This is a genomic window from Salmonella sp. 32070601201500089SM (genome assembly GCF_017573605.1).
Taxonomy (GTDB): domain Bacteria; phylum Pseudomonadota; class Gammaproteobacteria; order Enterobacterales; family Enterobacteriaceae; genus Salmonella; species Salmonella enterica.
Genome location: NZ_JAGETK010000005.1, coordinates 271,169 through 287,424, shown reverse-complemented (window position 1 = coordinate 287,424; position 16,256 = coordinate 271,169). Strand labels below are relative to the sequence as shown.

General features: G+C 54.1%; 17 protein-coding genes. 12 read left to right on the top strand and 5 right to left on the bottom strand.

Features of this window, described 5'->3' with window-relative positions; genetic code table 11:
* Window positions 1-97 precede the first annotated feature (97 nt).
* Genes dinF through J4728_RS11080 form a run of 3 tightly spaced genes read left to right on the top strand, consistent with a single transcriptional unit; the run spans window position 98 to window position 1,764 of the window.
* A complete protein-coding gene (gene dinF, locus J4728_RS11090) occupies window positions 98-1,423 on the top strand; it encodes an MATE family efflux transporter DinF (RefSeq protein WP_001128116.1) in 1,326 nt (441 codons plus the stop codon).
* Entirely contained in the window at window positions 1,420-1,533 is a 114-nt protein-coding gene (locus J4728_RS11085) for a hypothetical protein (RefSeq protein ID WP_010989093.1), read from the top strand. The genes dinF and J4728_RS11085 overlap by 4 nt, the downstream gene beginning before the upstream one ends.
* A 21-nt stretch (window positions 1,534-1,554) precedes the next feature.
* Complete coding sequence (locus tag J4728_RS11080) at window positions 1,555-1,764, top strand: CsbD family protein (protein ID WP_001030592.1); 210 nt, start codon at window positions 1,555-1,557, stop codon at window positions 1,762-1,764.
* A 98-nt stretch (window positions 1,765-1,862) separates the two neighbouring features.
* On the opposite strand, the gene zur is transcribed toward J4728_RS11080, so the two are convergent.
* The gene (gene zur / locus J4728_RS11075) at window positions 1,863-2,378 is read right to left on the bottom strand and encodes a zinc uptake transcriptional repressor Zur (protein WP_000416271.1); all 516 of its coding nucleotides are present in this window, start codon (window positions 2,376-2,378) and stop codon (window positions 1,863-1,865) included.
* 246 nt (window positions 2,379-2,624) lie between these two features.
* On the opposite strand from zur, the gene J4728_RS11070 reads away from it, so the two are divergent.
* The 3 genes from J4728_RS11070 to pspG all read left to right on the top strand — a co-directional run bounded on the left by J4728_RS11070 (window position 2,625) and on the right by pspG (window position 5,431).
* A complete protein-coding gene (locus J4728_RS11070) occupies window positions 2,625-3,935 on the top strand; it encodes a conjugal transfer protein TraF (protein WP_001039335.1) in 1,311 nt (436 codons plus the stop codon).
* Window positions 3,936-4,022: 87 nt separating this feature from the next.
* Window positions 4,023-5,021 (top strand): tRNA dihydrouridine(20/20a) synthase DusA, encoded by a 999-nt coding sequence (dusA, locus tag J4728_RS11065; protein ID WP_001182233.1) that lies wholly within the window; start codon window positions 4,023-4,025, stop codon window positions 5,019-5,021.
* A gap of 167 nt (window positions 5,022-5,188) precedes the next feature.
* Window positions 5,189-5,431 carry an envelope stress response protein PspG gene (gene pspG / locus J4728_RS11060; protein WP_000891414.1) on the top strand — a complete coding sequence of 81 codons (243 nt, stop codon included), beginning with the start codon at window positions 5,189-5,191 and terminating at the stop codon, window positions 5,429-5,431.
* A gap of 174 nt (window positions 5,432-5,605) precedes the next feature.
* On the opposite strand, the gene J4728_RS11055 is transcribed toward pspG, so the two are convergent.
* Window positions 5,606-6,589, bottom strand: a complete 984-nt coding sequence (locus J4728_RS11055; protein WP_000235550.1) for a quinone oxidoreductase — start codon at window positions 6,587-6,589, stop codon at window positions 5,606-5,608.
* A 64-nt stretch (window positions 6,590-6,653) separates the two neighbouring features.
* On the opposite strand from J4728_RS11055, the gene dnaB reads away from it, so the two are divergent.
* The 6 genes from dnaB (at window position 6,654) to J4728_RS11025 (ending at window position 12,363) form a co-directional block, all read left to right on the top strand.
* Entirely contained in the window at window positions 6,654-8,069 is a 1,416-nt protein-coding gene (gene dnaB / locus J4728_RS11050; RefSeq protein ID WP_000918353.1) for a replicative DNA helicase, read from the top strand.
* Window positions 8,070-8,100: 31 nt separating this feature from the next.
* Window positions 8,101-9,180, top strand: coding sequence for an alanine racemase (gene alr, locus J4728_RS11045; RefSeq protein ID WP_001147297.1), 1,080 nt, complete (start codon window positions 8,101-8,103; stop codon window positions 9,178-9,180).
* Window positions 9,181-9,365: 185 nt separating this feature from the next.
* Entirely contained in the window at window positions 9,366-10,559 is a 1,194-nt protein-coding gene (gene tyrB, locus J4728_RS11040; protein WP_208211752.1) for an aromatic amino acid transaminase, read from the top strand.
* 186 nt (window positions 10,560-10,745) lie between these two features.
* Window positions 10,746-11,459 (top strand): acid phosphatase AphA, encoded by a 714-nt coding sequence (gene aphA, locus J4728_RS11035; RefSeq protein ID WP_000724431.1) that lies wholly within the window; start codon window positions 10,746-10,748, stop codon window positions 11,457-11,459.
* Between the two features lie 128 nt (window positions 11,460-11,587).
* Window positions 11,588-12,004 carry a secondary thiamine-phosphate synthase enzyme YjbQ gene (locus J4728_RS11030; RefSeq protein ID WP_000270392.1) on the top strand — a complete coding sequence of 139 codons (417 nt, stop codon included), beginning with the start codon at window positions 11,588-11,590 and terminating at the stop codon, window positions 12,002-12,004.
* Between the two features lie 2 nt (window positions 12,005-12,006).
* Window positions 12,007-12,363: an MmcQ/YjbR family DNA-binding protein gene (locus J4728_RS11025; RefSeq protein WP_000155663.1), complete on the top strand. Its 357-nt coding sequence runs from the start codon at window positions 12,007-12,009 to the stop codon at window positions 12,361-12,363.
* On the opposite strand, the gene J4728_RS11020 is transcribed toward J4728_RS11025, so the two are convergent.
* From J4728_RS11020 to uvrA, 3 genes are all read right to left on the bottom strand, one after another.
* Window positions 12,364-12,702, bottom strand: coding sequence for a hypothetical protein (locus J4728_RS11020; protein WP_000146587.1), 339 nt, complete (start codon window positions 12,700-12,702; stop codon window positions 12,364-12,366).
* A complete protein-coding gene (locus J4728_RS11015) occupies window positions 12,689-13,144 on the bottom strand; it encodes a hypothetical protein (RefSeq protein ID WP_077910710.1) in 456 nt (151 codons plus the stop codon). The genes J4728_RS11020 and J4728_RS11015 overlap by 14 nt, the downstream gene beginning before the upstream one ends.
* Before the next feature lie 131 nt (window positions 13,145-13,275).
* Window positions 13,276-16,101, bottom strand: a complete 2,826-nt coding sequence (uvrA, locus tag J4728_RS11010; protein ID WP_000357725.1) for an excinuclease ABC subunit UvrA — start codon at window positions 16,099-16,101, stop codon at window positions 13,276-13,278.
* Between the last annotated feature and the right edge of the window lie 155 nt (window positions 16,102-16,256).

Below are 16,256 nucleotides of genomic sequence, written 5' to 3'. Positions count from 1 at the left end.
CAGTTCCTGAGATGATTAATTTGTAGGCCGGATAAGGCGTTACGTCGCCATCCGGCAATGCGCTCGTTTCGTTTAACTCCTTGTCAGGCTTTTCTCCATGCCGCTTTTTACCTCCTCTGATAAAGCTCTCTGGCGTCTCGCGCTGCCGATGATTTTTTCTAACATCACCGTCCCCTTACTGGGGCTGGTCGATACGGCGGTGATTGGTCATCTGGACAGCCCGGTTTTCCTGGGCGGCGTGGCGGTGGGCGCGACTGCCACCAGCTTTCTTTTCATGCTGCTGCTATTTCTACGTATGAGCACCACCGGCCTAACGGCGCAGGCATTTGGCGCCAAAAATCCGCAGGCGTTAGCCCGGGCGCTCATTCAACCGTTATTGCTGGCGCTGGGCGCTGGCGTGATGATTGTGCTATTTCGCACGCCGCTTATCGAGCTGGCTTTACATATTGTCGGCGGGAACGACGCTGTCCTGGTGCAAGCGAGACGCTTCCTTGAAATTCGCTGGCTAAGCGCTCCCGCGTCACTGGCGAATCTGGTGCTGCTCGGTTGGCTGTTAGGCGTTCAGTATGCGCGGGCGCCGGTTATCTTGTTGGTCGTGGGCAATATCCTCAATATCGCGCTCGACCTGTGGCTGGTGATGGGGCTTCATATGAACGTGCAGGGTGCTGCCCTGGCGACGGTCATCGCAGAATATGTCACGTTACTGATCGGCCTCATGATGGTACGTAAAGTTCTCCATCTCCGCGGTGTGTCGCTGGATATGCTAAAACAGGCCTGGCGCGGCAACGTGCGCCGCCTTTTGGCGCTCAATCGCGATATCATGCTGCGCTCATTGCTCCTTCAGCTTTGTTTTGGCGCAATCACGGTGTCAGGCGCGCGGCTGGGCAGCGATATTATCGCGGTAAATGCAGTCCTGATGACCTTACTCACCTTTACGGCCTATGCGCTGGACGGTTTTGCTTATGCGGTGGAGGCGCACTCCGGTCAGGCTTACGGCGCGCGTGACGGTAGCAAGCTACTGGACGTCTGGCGAGCGGCGTGTCGTCAGTCAGGAATTGTGGCCTTGTTGTTTTCCACAGTCTATGCCCTGGCAGGCGAACATATTGTCGCGTTACTGACCTCATTGCCGCAAATACAGCTACTGGCGGATCGGTATCTTATCTGGCAGGTGGTATTACCGCTGGTGGGCGTATGGTGCTATCTGCTCGACGGTATGTTTATTGGCGCGACGCGCGCTGCCGAAATGCGCAATAGCATGGCAGTCGCCGCGGGAGGATTTGCGCTGACGCTCTTCGCCCTGCCGGTATTAGGAAATCATGGTTTATGGCTGGCATTAACCGTGTTCCTGGCGCTTCGCGGTCTGTCGTTGAGCCTTATCTGGCGTCGTCACTGGCGCGAGGGTACATGGTTTGCCAGATCGTGACGGTTAAAAATTCTGAATATAAAACCGAAGGCCGAATTCCTGCCTACAATTATTATCACGTCCAGCAGAAATTGCAGAGCATTTGGGCGAATAACACCTGCTATTCCTAACCGAATGATGAGGACAAGATGATGAATAAAGACGAAGCCGGCGGTAACTGGAAACAGTTTAAAGGTAAAATGAAAGAACAATGGGGCAAACTGACCGATGACGATATGACCGTTATCGAAGGTAAACGCGACCAACTGGTAGGTAAAATCCAGGAGCGTTACGGTTACCAGAAAGATCAGGCGGAAAAAGAGGTTGTTGACTGGGAAACCCGTAACAACTATCGCTGGTAATATGTTTTCCCCTACCAGGAGTATATGGATGTGCTTCCCACTGTTTGCTTATGAATGCGGGCGTGCCCCTCTCTACTGCCGCCCGTTTTCCGTTCAGGCTAACGCGGTTTTTTCTTCACCAGCACCGAGTGATCGTGACCACAGTCGCCCGGATGGCGACACGCTTCCACTTCTACGCACGCAGGGCACAGACCGTGCGCCTCAATAACGTTATGTCGTAGCGCAAATCCCATTTTAGCCGCCAGCGTATGCATGATGTCTTCCACGCCCTCGGCACACTCTTCCTTCACCACGCCACAACGATCGCAGATAAACATGGCCGAGCTGTGCGTCGGCTGGTCGAACAGGTGGCAAACCACATAACTATTGGTGGATTCCACTTTATGGACAAAACCCTGTTCGAGCAAAAAATCCAGCGCGCGGTAAATGGTGGGCGGTTTGGCCTGTGGTTCCGTTTCGCGCAGCAAATCGAGCAAATCGTATGCGCTGATGGCACCCTGTTGCAGACTCATCAGGCGCAGCACTTCGAGGCGCTGAGGCGTCAGGCGCACGTTGCGCTGCGCGCAGAGTTTTTCAGCTTGCGCCAGTAACTCTTGCGTTGTGGTCTTTTCCATGTAGCACCTCGAATGGCATGAAAGTCTAATCCGTTACTTTACCACGAGCTGCTTAAAACTCTGAAATTACCCCGCGACAATATATCGCCTGCTAAGCTTTTCCGCGCCAGTATTCTCATCTATACATAATGAGGGTCGATATTATAACAACAGGATTTAACATCACTATTTCACAGCAATAGTTCGCCTCTGTCCGGTAAAGCGTGGCGGAGGGATTACTTCACCTGATAATAAGATGGGCTAACTGTGAACAAAAACGTCAAACTTTCACTGATTGCTATCGCGGTCTCGCTTTTTATGGCAAAGCAGGCGAGCGCCGCCAATACCTGGACGGAAGCGCGTAATGACGCAATGGGCGGGACGGGCGTTGCGTCCGCGAATTATGGCAGCGGAGTACTATTAAATCCGGCGTTACTGGCAAAAGCCAAACCGGAAGACAATATCACTGTTGTCCTTCCTGCGGTCGGCGTCCAGATTACGGATAAAGACAATCTCCAGGATGAAATTGACGATATCAGCGATAAAGTGGATTACTACGATGAGGTCGTCGATAACCTTACGCTGGGGCAAATTCTGCTCAATCCGCGAGGCGTGCTGAATCAATTTCAGGGCGCCGCGCGCGACCTGGCCGATGAGCTGGAATATCTCAACGGAAAAACCGCCCGCGCCAATGCCGGCGCCGGGTTGGCGGTAAGTATTCCAGGGCAAACGCTTTCCGTGGCGTTTATCGCCAAAGGTTATGCGCATGGGCGCGTGAGTTCGTCCATTGATCAGAACGATATTCAGTATCTGCGCGATATCCAGCATGATGAACGTGTCGCGCTTCGTGAAGCAGGACGCGCTGCTTTGCTGGGGTCTGACGAAATTACAAAGCATTTAAACTCTACCGCGTCGGGGCGGGTAGCGATTGTGTCTGACTACGGTATTGCACTGGCGAAGCAGTTTGTGGTGGGCGAGGTGCCTGTTTCCATTGGCGTTACGCCAAAACTGCAAAAAACCTGGCTCTATAACTACACCACCTCAATTTATAACTACGACAGTAGCGACTGGAATAGCAGCCGCTATCGCAATGACGATACGGGTTTTAACATTGATGCGGGGCTTGCTGCCGATATCGGTGAAAACTGGACGCTGGGGCTGAGCGGGCAAAATCTGGTATCTCGCGATATCGATACGAAAGATATTTACATCACTAATGGTATGACGGGAGAAACCACCAACTACAAAGATACATACCAAATCCGCCCCCTGGTTACCGCGGGCATCGCATGGCATAACGATTTGCTGACCGTAAGCGCCGATGGCGATCTGACGGAAACGAAAGGCTTTAAGAGCGAAGACAATTCACAGTACGTTGGCGTCGGCGCTGAAGTTCGACCGTTATCATGGCTGGCGGTGCGCGCAGGGTATCGTGCGGATGTGAAAAATAACGATAGCAATGTGGTTACCGGCGGTCTTGGCTTTGCGCCCTTTAACCGTGTGCATCTCGATTTAATGGGACTGTACGGCGAAGATGAAACCTGGGGGGCAGGCGCGCAGCTTACAATGACATTCTGAGGTGCTTTCACCGGAGGCGCTACGCCTCCGGTTTAGCGTTATGCTATAGTAACGCCCCTTTTTTAACCGGATGCTTATTTATTCGCCATGCAGCCTGAAACCCAGTCCTCCGCTTTACCTGCTTATCGCTTCTCCATCGCGCCTATGCTCGACTGGACGGACAGACATTGCCGCTATTTCCTGCGTTTGCTGTCTCGCCAGACGCTGCTCTACACCGAAATGGTGACCACGGGCGCGATTATTCACGGTAAGGGTGACTATCTGGCTTATAGCGAAGAAGAGCATCCGGTCGCTCTACAGCTTGGTGGAAGCGATCCGGCTCAGCTTGCGCATTGTGCAAAGCTGGCGGAAGCGCGTGGCTACGATGAAATTAACCTCAACGTGGGGTGCCCCTCCGATCGCGTGCAAAACGGTATGTTTGGCGCCTGTTTGATGGGCAATGCGCAACTGGTCGCCGATTGTGTTAAAGCCATGCGTGATGTCGTCTCGATTCCGGTAACGGTAAAAACCCGCATTGGTATTGACGATCAGGACAGTTATGCGTTCCTGTGTGATTTCATTAATACGGTTTCCGGTCAGGGAGAATGCGAGATGTTTATTATCCATGCGCGCAAAGCCTGGCTTTCTGGCTTAAGCCCGAAAGAAAATCGTGAGATCCCGCCGCTGGATTACCCGCGCGTATACCAGCTAAAGCGGGATTTTCCGCACCTGACCATGTCCATTAACGGCGGCATCAAATCGCTGGAAGAGGCGAAGGAACACCTGCGCCATATGGATGGCGTCATGGTTGGCCGCGAAGCTTATCAGAATCCGGGTATACTGGCCGCGGTGGATCGGGAGATCTTTGGCGCCGATACCACCGATGCCGACCCGGTTGCGGTGGTTCGCGCGATGTATCCCTATATTGAGCGTGAATTGAGCCAGGGAGCGTATCTGGGGCATATCACTCGCCATATGCTGGGGTTGTTCCAGGGCATCCCCGGCGCGCGACAGTGGCGTCGCTATCTGAGCGAAAACGCCCATAAAGCTGGCGCGGATGTTGCTGTACTGGAGCAGGCGCTAAAACTGGTGGCAGACAAGCGTTAAAAGTTCGCCAAAAATTAGTCAATCTCACCACGCCCTGTGCAGTCTTGCAGGGCGTTTTTCTTATATATCAATAATATAAATATTGGCATGATTTTTGTAAGAGCTTACCTGACCAGACCCGGTAAGCGCCGTGCCGCCGGGCAATGCCATTTTTATGGGGAGCGACTATGCTGGAACTACTTTTTGTGCTTGGCTTTTTTCTGATGTTAATGGTGACGGGCGTCTCCTTGCTGGGCATTCTGGCCGCGCTGGTTGTAGCGACTGCCGTCATGTTCCTGGGCGGAATGTTCGCCCTGATGATCAAGCTGTTACCGTGGCTACTGCTGGCGGTGGCTGTGGTGTGGGTGATCAAAGCAGTAAAAACGCCAAAAATCCCACAGTATCAGCGCAATAACCGTCGGTTTTACTAAGGTATTGAGCGGTTCGTCACAACCTGGAACTTTGCCCTCACAAGCAAATAGGAATCGATTATTAAATCTGTCATGATTGCGCAGGTAACGAATTCATCGCGCTGTACCCTACATACAGCCGAACAAAAAAAGAAAGGGCTTCCCGGGTGGAAGCCCAATTTCTTTGCAGAGCTATTACGGAATCAGCAGGCTTGAGCCCTGTGTGGCCCGGCTTTCCAGTACCTCATGCGCGCGACGGGCATCTTTTAACGCATAGCGTTGATTTTCAGCCACATCAACTTTAATCACGCCGCTGGCGATCAATGAGAACAATTCATTGCTGGCTTCGGTCAGTTCTTCACGTGTCGTAATATACCCCTGTAGTGAAGGTCGCGTGGCATACAGGGAACCTTTCTGATTCAGAATACCTAAATTCACGCCAGTGACGGGGCCGGACGCATTGCCGAAACTGACCATCAGTCCCCGTCGTTGCAGGCAGTCCAGTGAGGCTTCCCAGGTATCTTTCCCCACGGAGTCATAGACCACGCGGACTTTTTTGCCGCCGGTGATCTCTTTTACCCGTTCGACAATGCTCTCCTCACGGTAATTAATTACCTGCCAGGCACCGGCGTCCAGCGCCCGCTGCGCTTTTTGCGCGCTACCGACGGTACCGATAAGCTTCGCGCCCAGCGCTTTCGCCCATTGGCAGGCGATCAGACCGACGCCGCCCGCAGCGGCATGAAACAGGAAGGGTTCGTCGGGTTTCACTTCATAGGTTTTGCGCAACAGGTAAAAAACGGTCAACCCCTTGAGAAAAGAGGCTGCCGCCTGTTCGAAGGAAATGGCGTCAGGTAAAATCGCGGCTTTATCTGCGGGGACGTTATGGACGGAACTGTAAGCGCCGAGCGTTGACTGCGCGTAGACGACGCGATCGCCCACGCGAATGTGCTCCACGCCGTTGCCGACTTTACTGACCACACCCGCAGCTTCGGTTCCCAGGCCCGCAGGCAACGACGGGGGCGGATAGAGTCCGCTACGGATATAGGTGTCGATGAAGTTGATACCAATGGCTTTGTTCTCAACCTGGATTTCGTGTTCCGCCGGTTCCGCTGGCGTAAACTCCACGGTCTGAAGCACTTCCGGACCACCATGCTTGTGAAATTCAATACGCGTTGCCATGCTTCCTCCAAAAGAAATGTGGTAATCTTTCGACCCAATCACTATCTCGGTAACTCCATTCACTATGGCAGGAAATAAACCCTTCAACAAACCACAGACTGATGCCCGCGACCGCGATCCGCAGGTTGCCGGGATAAAAGTGCCGCCGCACTCGATTGAAGCGGAACAGTCGGTGTTGGGCGGTTTAATGCTGGATAACGAGCGCTGGGACGATGTGGCCGAGCGCGTGGTGGCGGAAGATTTCTATACCCGCCCGCATCGCCATATCTTTACGGAGATGGGGCGCTTGCAGGAAAGCGGCAGTCCTATCGACCTGATTACGCTCGCGGAATCGCTGGAGCGGCAGGGCCAACTGGACAGCGTCGGCGGTTTCGCCTATCTGGCGGAGCTGTCTAAAAACACGCCAAGCGCGGCGAATATCAGTGCTTATGCGGACATTGTGCGCGAACGCGCCGTGGTCCGCGATATGATCGCGGTGGCGCATGAAATTGCGGACGCCGGTTACGATCCACAGGGGCGCAATAGCGACGAACTGCTGGATCTGGCGGAGTCGCGCGTCTTCCAGATCGCGGAAAACCGGGCCAACAAAGACGAAGGTCCGAAAAGCATCGACCAGATTCTCGACGCTACCGTGGCGCGTATTGAGCAGTTGTTCCAGCAACCGCACGATGGCGTTACAGGCGTGGATACCGGCTATCAGGATCTCAATAAAAAGACGGCAGGGTTACAGCGTTCGGATTTGATTATCGTCGCGGCGCGCCCCTCCATGGGTAAAACCACTTTTGCGATGAACCTCTGCGAAAACGCGGCGATGTTGCAGGATAAACCGGTACTGATCTTTAGTCTGGAGATGCCCGGCGAACAGATCATGATGCGTATGCTGGCCTCGCTGTCCCGCGTCGATCAGACACGTATTCGTACCGGTCAACTCGATGATGAAGACTGGGCGCGAATCTCCGGCACGATGGGCATTCTGCTGGAGAAACGCAATATGTATATTGACGACTCCTCAGGTCTTACGCCGACAGAAGTCCGTTCGCGCGCGCGGCGTATTTTCCGCGAACATGGCGGGTTAAGTCTGATTATGATCGACTACCTGCAATTGATGCGTGTGCCGTCGCTTTCTGATAACCGTACTCTGGAAATCGCCGAAATTTCTCGCTCGTTGAAAGCGCTGGCGAAGGAACTCCAGGTGCCGGTCGTGGCGCTATCGCAGCTTAACCGCTCCCTGGAACAACGCGCGGATAAACGTCCGGTGAACTCCGACCTGCGTGAATCCGGCTCTATTGAACAGGATGCCGACTTAATTATGTTTATCTACCGTGATGAGGTTTATCACGAGAACAGCGACTTAAAAGGCATTGCTGAAATTATTATTGGTAAGCAACGTAACGGTCCTATCGGTACGGTTCGTCTGACGTTCAATGGTCAGTGGTCGCGCTTCGATAACTATGCGGGACCGCAATACGATGATGAGTAACTCTCCGTCATTCTTTTAACAAGGAATTCAAATGCAAGCGGCAACAGTCGTCATTAACCGCCGCGCTCTGCGACACAACCTGCAACGTCTGCGTGAACTGGCGCCTGCCAGTAAGCTGGTTGCGGTGGTGAAAGCGAACGCTTATGGACACGGTCTTCTGGAGACCGCGCGAACGCTCCCTGATGCTGACGCTTTTGGCGTGGCGCGTCTTGAAGAGGCTCTACGTCTGCGAGCGGGCGGGATCACGCAGCCTATCCTGCTGCTGGAGGGTTTTTTCGACGCCGCCGATCTGCCGACCATTTCCGCGCAATGTCTGCATACCGCCGTACATAATCAGGAGCAGCTTGCCGCCCTGGAGGCGGTGGAGCTGGCGGAGCCGGTAACGGTCTGGATGAAGCTGGATACCGGTATGCATCGTCTCGGCGTGCGCCCCGAAGAGGCGGAGGCGTTCTACCAGCGTCTGACGCACTGTAAAAATGTACGCCAGCCGGTGAATATCGTCAGCCATTTTGCCCGTGCGGATGAGCCGGAATGCGGCGCTACCGAACATCAGCTCGACATTTTTAATGCCTTCTGTCAGGGTAAACCCGGTCAGCGCTCTATTGCCGCGTCTGGCGGTATTCTGCTGTGGCCGCAGTCTCACTTTGACTGGGCGCGTCCGGGCATCATTTTGTATGGCGTATCGCCGCTGGAGCACAAACCCTGGGGGCCGGATTTTGGTTTTCAGCCGGTGATGTCCTTAACCTCCAGTTTGATCGCGGTGCGTGACCACAAAGCGGGCGAACCGGTGGGCTACGGCGGGACATGGGTGAGTGAGCGCGACACGCGCCTGGGCGTGGTGGCGATGGGTTATGGCGATGGCTACCCACGAGCGGCGCCTTCCGGTACGCCAGTACTGGTCAATGGTCGTGAAGTTCCGATTGTCGGGCGGGTGGCGATGGATATGATTTGCGTAGATTTGGGGCCAAACGCGCAGGATAACGCGGGCGATCCGGTGGTCTTATGGGGTGAAGGTCTGCCGGTTGAACGTATCGCTGAAATGACAAAAGTAAGTGCTTACGAACTTATCACGCGCCTGACCTCAAGGGTGGCAATGAAGTATATTGATTAAATGCGCGGCGGGCCGGGTGGCGCTTGCGCTTATCCGGCTTGTATCGCGCATGGGCTGCAGGCCGGATAAGACGTTCACGCCGTCATCCGGTAATATGCGCATCCACCACAACATCCTCTCGATCTTCTCGTCCTTCCGGTTTATTGTGTTATTTCCTGCCCTCTGTAAACCTGGAGAACCATCGCGTGTTTCAAAAAGTTGACGCCTATGCCGGCGATCCGATTCTTTCACTGATGGAGCGTTTTAAAGACGACTCCCGTCACGACAAAGTAAATCTGAGCATTGGCCTGTATTACAACGAAGACGGGATTATCCCACAGCTTAAAACGGTGGCCGAAGCCGAAGCCCGGCTTAACGCGCAGCCGCATGGCGCTTCGCTGTACCTGCCGATGGAAGGACTCAATACTTATCGCCATACTATCGCGCCTTTGCTCTTTGGCGCCGATCACCCGGTTCTTCAGCAACAGCGCGTGGCTACTATCCAGACATTAGGCGGTTCCGGCGCGCTGAAAGTGGGCGCGGATTTCCTTAAGCGTTATTTCCGCGACGCAGGCGTATGGGTGAGCGACCCCACCTGGGAAAACCATATTGCGATATTTGCCGGGGCAGGATTCGAAGTGAGTACTTACCCCTGGTATGACGACGCGACTAACGGCATCCGTTTTAACGATCTGCTGGCCACGCTGAATACGTTACCTGCGCGCAGTATCGTGTTGCTGCACCCCTGTTGTCACAACCCGACCGGGGCGGATTTAACGCCTTCGCAATGGGATGCGGTGATTGAAATAGTGAAAGCGCGCGATCTGATTCCGTTCCTTGATATTGCCTATCAGGGGTTTGGCGCAGGCATGGACGAGGATGCTTACGCTATTCGCGCCATTGCCAGCGCTGGGTTACCTGCGTTAGTCAGTAATTCTTTTTCGAAGATTTTCTCGCTGTACGGCGAGCGCGTCGGCGGCCTGTCGGTGGTGTGTGAAGATGCTGAAATTGCCGCGCGGGTTCTGGGACAGCTAAAAGCGACGGTGCGCCGAATTTACTCCAGTCCGCCGTGTTTCGGCGCTCAGGTGGTCGCTACGGTCCTGGGCGATGAGGCGTTAAAAGCGGGCTGGCTGGCGGAAGTCGACGCGATGCGTAACCGCATTATATCGATGCGCCAGACGCTGGTGAAGGAGCTGAAGGCGGAGATGCCTGACCGCAACTTTGATTACTTGTTACAGCAGCGCGGTATGTTCAGCTATACCGGGTTAAGCGCGGAGCAGGTCGATCGGTTGCGCGATGAGTTTGGCGTTTACCTGATTGCCAGTGGCCGCATGTGTGTCGCCGGGCTTAATGCTTCAAATGTACACCACGTGGCGAAGGCATTTGCCGCTGTCATGTAATACTCAGGCCGGACGGCGATAACAATGCTCTCCGGCCTGACAATAGCTGTTGTGATCATCCTCTTTTTTCGTAACAAAACCGCAGATAATCCTTCCTTTTGACCGTTACTGGCGTTATGGTCAGATAGTTTTTTGAGCAAAGACTCATCTTAATAATTATAATATTTTGAATTTTAAGGGAAAAGCATGAAAAAAATAACCCTGGCGCTAAGTGCCATCTGTTTATTGTTTACGCTAAACCATTCCGCGAATGCTTTAGTATCTTCCCCTTCGACGCTCAATCCGGGCACTAATGTTGCAAAACTCGCGGAACAAGCGCCTGTCCATTGGGTCTCTGTCGCCCAGATTGAAAACAGCCTCACCGGACGCCCGCCGATGGCGGTCGGCTTTGATATTGACGACACCGTGTTATTTTCCAGCCCCGGATTCTGGCGCGGAAAGAAAACCTACTCCCCGGACAGCGACGATTATCTGAAAAATCCGGCCTTTTGGGAAAAAATGAACAACGGCTGGGATGAGTTCAGTATTCCAAAAGAAGTGGCCCGACAGCTCATTGATATGCATGTTCGTCGTGGCGACAGTATTTACTTTGTCACTGGTCGTAGTCAGACGAAAACGGAAACCGTGTCGAAAACGCTGGCGGATAACTTCCATATTCCGGCGGCGAATATGAATCCGGTGATTTTCGCCGGCGATAAACCGGAACAAAATACGAAAGTACAGTGGCTGCAGGAGAAGAACATGCGTATCTTCTACGGCGATTCGGATAACGATATTACCGCAGCTCGTGATTGTGGTATCCGCGGTATTCGCATCCTGCGCGCGGCTAACTCCACCTACAAACCGCTGCCGCAGGCAGGAGCGTTTGGCGAGGAAGTCATTGTCAACTCGGAGTACTAAAAATCAGGAGAGCGTCAGGCTCTCCTTTTTTGCATGATTTTTGCACAAACTTGCCCCGCTGGCTTTTACCTTTTCCAGACTTGCTGCACACTATTCAGGAGACGTTTGTTTTTAGGAAGGAGCAGCCTATGTGGTATCAGCGCACCATTACACTGAGCGAGAAGCCGCGCGGGTTTCATCTGATAACAGATGAAATTATCGATAAATTGTCTGGCTTACCGCCTGTCGAAACGGGTTTGCTGCATCTGTTGTTGCTACATACCTCGGCCTCGCTGACGCTAAACGAAAACTGCGATCCCACCGTGCGCGCTGATATGGAGCGCCATTTCCTGAAAACCGTTCCCGATAATGCGGCGTATGAACATGATTACGAAGGCGCGGATGACATGCCTTCGCATATTAAGTCGTCAGTATTGGGCGTCTCGTTGCTGCTGCCTGTACGCCAGGGGCGTTTACAGTTAGGAACATGGCAAGGTATCTGGTTGGGAGAGCACCGTATTCACGGCGGTCCACGTAAAATCATCGCGACACTACAAGGGGAATGATAATGACCATTTCGGAATTACTGCAATACTGCATGGCAAAACCTGGCGCAGAGCAGAGCGTTCACAGCGACTGGAAAGCGACGCAAATTAAAGTGGAAGATGTACTTTTCGCGATGGTAAAAGAAGTTGATGGGCGCCCGGCAGCCTCTCTCAAAACCAGCCCGGAACTGGCAGAGTTGTTACGCCAGCAGCACAGCGATGTACGACCGAGTCGGCACCTTAATAAAGCGCACTGGAGCACGGTCTATCTGGACGGATCGCTGCCGGATTCACAACTCTATTATCTGGTCGATGCCTCTTATCAACAGGCGGTAAATGCGCTGCCGGAAGATAAACGCAAGCAGTTGCCGCAGTCCTGATTATAGCGCGCCGACCAACAACGCCAGGGCGATATCAATGAGGCGGATGACCGTAGACCGGATACGGCTGCCGAGGGCGATTTGCGCATTATTGGCGCGTAGCCTGGCGAGGTCCCGCTGTCCTTCCAGCAGAATAATCATATCGTCGTCGTCCAGCCAGCCGCGAGCATGTTCCTGAAGCGCGCGGGCGATAAACGCGGCGGACTCGCGGATAGCGTCGTCGCTGTCTTCTCTTGCCTGCTTATACGTCTGGATAAACTCGGCAATCGCCGAGGACGCTACAGGGTGTTCGGCCCGGGCGGTGGTCATCAGGTTATGTATTTCGTTAATAGACGCCATTTTCATCTCCCTGAGTGCAGCGAGCGCCCCAATGCAGACACTCACCCTGTATAGCTAATTTCCAGACCTGATTATTTTGCTGTTGGTATCTCTCTGCCTGGATGTGAGTAAGTGGTTGCTTACGTTGCATAACCCGCGCATAAAGACGCAAATAGTGATTTTTCAGCAGCGCCAGATTATCGAGTCGGTGTTTATCCCCACCTTGACGGGCGACCCGCTCAGCCTGAAAAAATGTCTGGCGGATATCGCGGTCATCCTTGAGCAGTGTCTCTTTTTGCCACGGTATTCGCGCCGCGTCCTGCAGGAAGCGGGTTGAGCGCGTTTGTAATAGCGTTAGTTGTTGAAAAGCCACGGCGCTAAAGCGGTCAGGCAGCGTACAGGCGGCTAAAAACAGGCACAGCAGTAGTGTGATTGCGTAGGGCAACTTCATGGTGTTTTCCATAACAGACCGTTTGCGCTATCACATGTCAGAGCGAGGCGGCACGCAAATCACAAATGCTCAACACGGATACAATGAGGTGGGATGAGGAAAAATGATGCCGCTTCCCGGCGAATCGGAAAGCGGCGTGAAGGTTATTTGAGCATAGGTTTAAGGAAGCGGGCGGTATGCGACGCCTCGCACTCCGCCACGGTTTCCGGCGTACCGGAGACGAGAATTTCGCCGCCGCCGCTGCCGCCTTCCGGGCCGAGGTCGACAATCCAGTCCGCCGTTTTAATGACGTCCAGGTTGTGTTCGATCACCACGATGGTGTTGCCCTGATCGCGCAACTGATGCAGAACGTCAAGCAACTGCTGAATATCGGCAAAGTGCAGGCCGGTGGTCGGCTCGTCGAGAATATACAGCGTCTGCCCGGTGCCGCGCTTCGACAGTTCGCGCGCCAGCTTCACGCGCTGGGCCTCGCCGCCGGAAAGCGTTGTCGCCGACTGACCAAGACGGATATAGGTCAGCCCCACGTCCATCAGCGTCTGCAGCTTACGCGCCAGCGCCGGAACCGCATCAAAGAACTCACGCGCTTCTTCAATGGTCATATCCAGTACTTCGTGGATGGTCTTGCCTTTGTACTTAATCTCCAGCGTTTCCCGGTTATAGCGCTTGCCTTTGCACTGGTCGCACGGCACGTAAATATCCGGCAGAAAGTGCATTTCGACTTTAATGACGCCATCGCCCTGGCACGCTTCGCAGCGACCGCCGCGCACGTTGAAGCTGAATCGCCCTGGCGTGTAGCCGCGCGAGCGAGACTCCGGCACGCCAGCAAAAAGCTCGCGAACCGGGGTAAAGACGCCCGTATAGGTCGCCGGGTTGGAACGCGGGGTGCGCCCGATTGGGCTCTGGTCGATATCGATCACTTTATCGAAATGTTCCAGCCCCTGAATATCCCGATACGGCGCCGGTTCGGCGATAGTCGCCCCGTTTAACTGACGCTGGGCGATGGGGAACAGCGTGTCGTTAATCAGCGTCGATTTACCGGAACCCGAGACGCCGGTGATACAGGTAAACAGCCCTACCGGTAGCGTAAGGGTCACATCTTTCAGGTTGTTGCCGCGCGCGCCGGTGAGTTTGAGCACTTTTTCTGGATTTGCCGGCACGCGTTGTTTCGGCACTTCAATTTTGCGTTTACCGCTCATGTACTGGCCGGTCAGCGATTCCGGTACCGCCATAATGGCTTCCAGCGGGCCTTCCGCCACCACCTCGCCGCCGTGAACGCCCGCGCCGGGGCCAATATCGATCACATGGTCGGCGGCGCGGATGGCGTCTTCATCGTGTTCCACCACAATCACGGTATTGCCAAGATTGCGCAGATGAATCAGCGTACCCAGCAGCCGTTCGTTATCGCGCTGGTGCAGACCGATGGACGGCTCATCCAGCACATACATCACGCCGACTAACCCGGCGCCTATCTGGCTCGCCAGACGAATACGCTGGGCTTCGCCGCCGGAAAGCGTCTCTGCCGAGCGGGAGAGCGTGAGATAGTTCAGGCCGACGTTCACCAGAAACTTGAGGCGATCGCCGATCTCTTTTAGCACTTTTTCGGCGATTTTCGCTCGTTGCCCGGAAAGCTTGAGATTAGTGAAAAAATCCATCGCATGGCCAATGCTCATATCGGAAATAGCAGGCAGCGGCGTATTTTCCACAAATACATGGCGCGCTTCGCGATTCAGTCGCGTGCCTTCACAGCTGGCGCAGGGGCGATTACTGATGAACTTCGCCAGCTCTTCGCGCACCGCGCTGGATTCCGTCTCTTTATAACGGCGCTCCATATTATGCAGCACGCCTTCGAACGGATGGCGGCGCACGGAGGTATCGCCGCGATCGTTCATATATTTAAATTCAATGTTCTCTTTGCCGGAACCGTACAGCACGACTTTATGTACGTTGGCGCTGAGGCTTGCCCACGGCGCATCTACGTCGAACTTATAGTGTTCCGCCAGCGACTTGAGCATTTGAAAGTAGTAAAAATTGCGACGATCCCAACCACGAATCGCGCCGCCTGCCAGCGACAGGTCGGGATTCTGGATCACGCGGTCCGGATCGAAATATTGCTGAACGCCGAGCCCGTCACAGGTCGGGCAGGCGCCTGCCGGGTTGTTGAACGAGAACAAACGCGGTTCCAGCTCGCGCATACTGTAGCCGCAAATCGGGCAGGCAAAATTGGCGGAGAACAGAAGCTCCTCCGCTTTCTCATCGTCCATATCGGCAACAACCGCCGTGCCGCCGGATAATTCCAGCGCCGTTTCGAACGACTCCGCCAGGCGTTGGGAAAGATCGTTGCGAACTTTGAAGCGATCGATCACCACCTCAATGGTATGTTTCTTTTGTAGCTCCAGCTTCGGCGGATCGGAGAGATCGCAGACTTCGCCGTCAATACGGGCGCGAATGTAACCCTGGCTTGCCAGATTTTCCAGCGTTTTGGTGTGTTCGCCTTTACGCTCTTTAATAATCGGCGCGAGCAGCATCAGACGTTTGCCTTCCGGCTGTGACAGCACGTTATCGACCATCTGGCTAACGGTTTGCGCCGCCAGCGGCACGTCATGATCCGGACAACGCGGCTCGCCCACGCGGGCAAACAGCAGGCGCAGGTAGTCGTGGATCTCGGTAATAGTACCCACCGTAGAGCGCGGGTTGTGCGATGTCGATTTCTGTTCAATTGAGATCGCGGGCGATAGCCCTTCAATATGGTCGACATCCGGTTTTTCCATGAGCGACAAAAACTGCCGCGCGTAAGCGGAGAGCGATTCAACGTAACGACGCTGCCCTTCGGCATACAGAGTGTCGAAAGCCAGTGAGGATTTGCCTGAACCCGAAAGCCCGGTCACGACAATCAGTTTGTCGCGGGGGATGACGAGGTTAATATTTTTGAGATTATGGGTGCGGGCGCCCCGAACTTCGATCTTATCCATTCACCTTTCCCGGTAGAGACTCGGATGCCTGGTTTGTTTGAAGGACAAACGGCAGAAACGGCTAATTATGACACAATTTAACCTGTTTGAATATACAGTATTGGAATGCATCTTCAGCTAAAGTATGCAACAATATGAGGTTCGCGCGAGTGACC

Excerpts from the sequence above, each read along its gene's own strand:
- J4728_RS11080 (WP_001030592.1), top strand. The coding sequence starts at position 1,555 with ATGAATAAAGACGAAGCCGGCGGTAACTGGAAACAGTTTAAAGGTAAA.
- pspG (WP_000891414.1), top strand. The coding sequence starts at position 5,189 with ATGCTGGAACTACTTTTTGTGCTTGGCTTTTTTCTGATGTTAATGGTG.
- J4728_RS11025 (WP_000155663.1), top strand. The coding sequence starts at position 12,007 with ATGACCATTTCGGAATTACTGCAATACTGCATGGCAAAACCTGGCGCA.
- alr (WP_001147297.1), top strand. The coding sequence starts at position 8,101 with ATGCAAGCGGCAACAGTCGTCATTAACCGCCGCGCTCTGCGACACAAC.
- aphA (WP_000724431.1), top strand. The coding sequence starts at position 10,746 with ATGAAAAAAATAACCCTGGCGCTAAGTGCCATCTGTTTATTGTTTACG.
- zur (WP_000416271.1), bottom strand. The coding sequence starts at position 2,378 with ATGGAAAAGACCACAACGCAAGAGTTACTGGCGCAAGCTGAAAAACTC.
- dinF (WP_001128116.1), top strand. The coding sequence starts at position 98 with ATGCCGCTTTTTACCTCCTCTGATAAAGCTCTCTGGCGTCTCGCGCTG.
- dusA (WP_001182233.1), top strand. The coding sequence starts at position 4,023 with ATGCAGCCTGAAACCCAGTCCTCCGCTTTACCTGCTTATCGCTTCTCC.
- J4728_RS11020 (WP_000146587.1), bottom strand. The coding sequence starts at position 12,702 with ATGGCGTCTATTAACGAAATACATAACCTGATGACCACCGCCCGGGCC.
- uvrA (WP_000357725.1), bottom strand. The coding sequence starts at position 16,101 with ATGGATAAGATCGAAGTTCGGGGCGCCCGCACCCATAATCTCAAAAAT.
- J4728_RS11055 (WP_000235550.1), bottom strand. The coding sequence starts at position 6,589 with ATGGCAACGCGTATTGAATTTCACAAGCATGGTGGTCCGGAAGTGCTT.
- J4728_RS11030 (WP_000270392.1), top strand. The coding sequence starts at position 11,588 with ATGTGGTATCAGCGCACCATTACACTGAGCGAGAAGCCGCGCGGGTTT.
- dnaB (WP_000918353.1), top strand. The coding sequence starts at position 6,654 with ATGGCAGGAAATAAACCCTTCAACAAACCACAGACTGATGCCCGCGAC.
- J4728_RS11015 (WP_077910710.1), bottom strand. The coding sequence starts at position 13,144 with ATGGAAAACACCATGAAGTTGCCCTACGCAATCACACTACTGCTGTGC.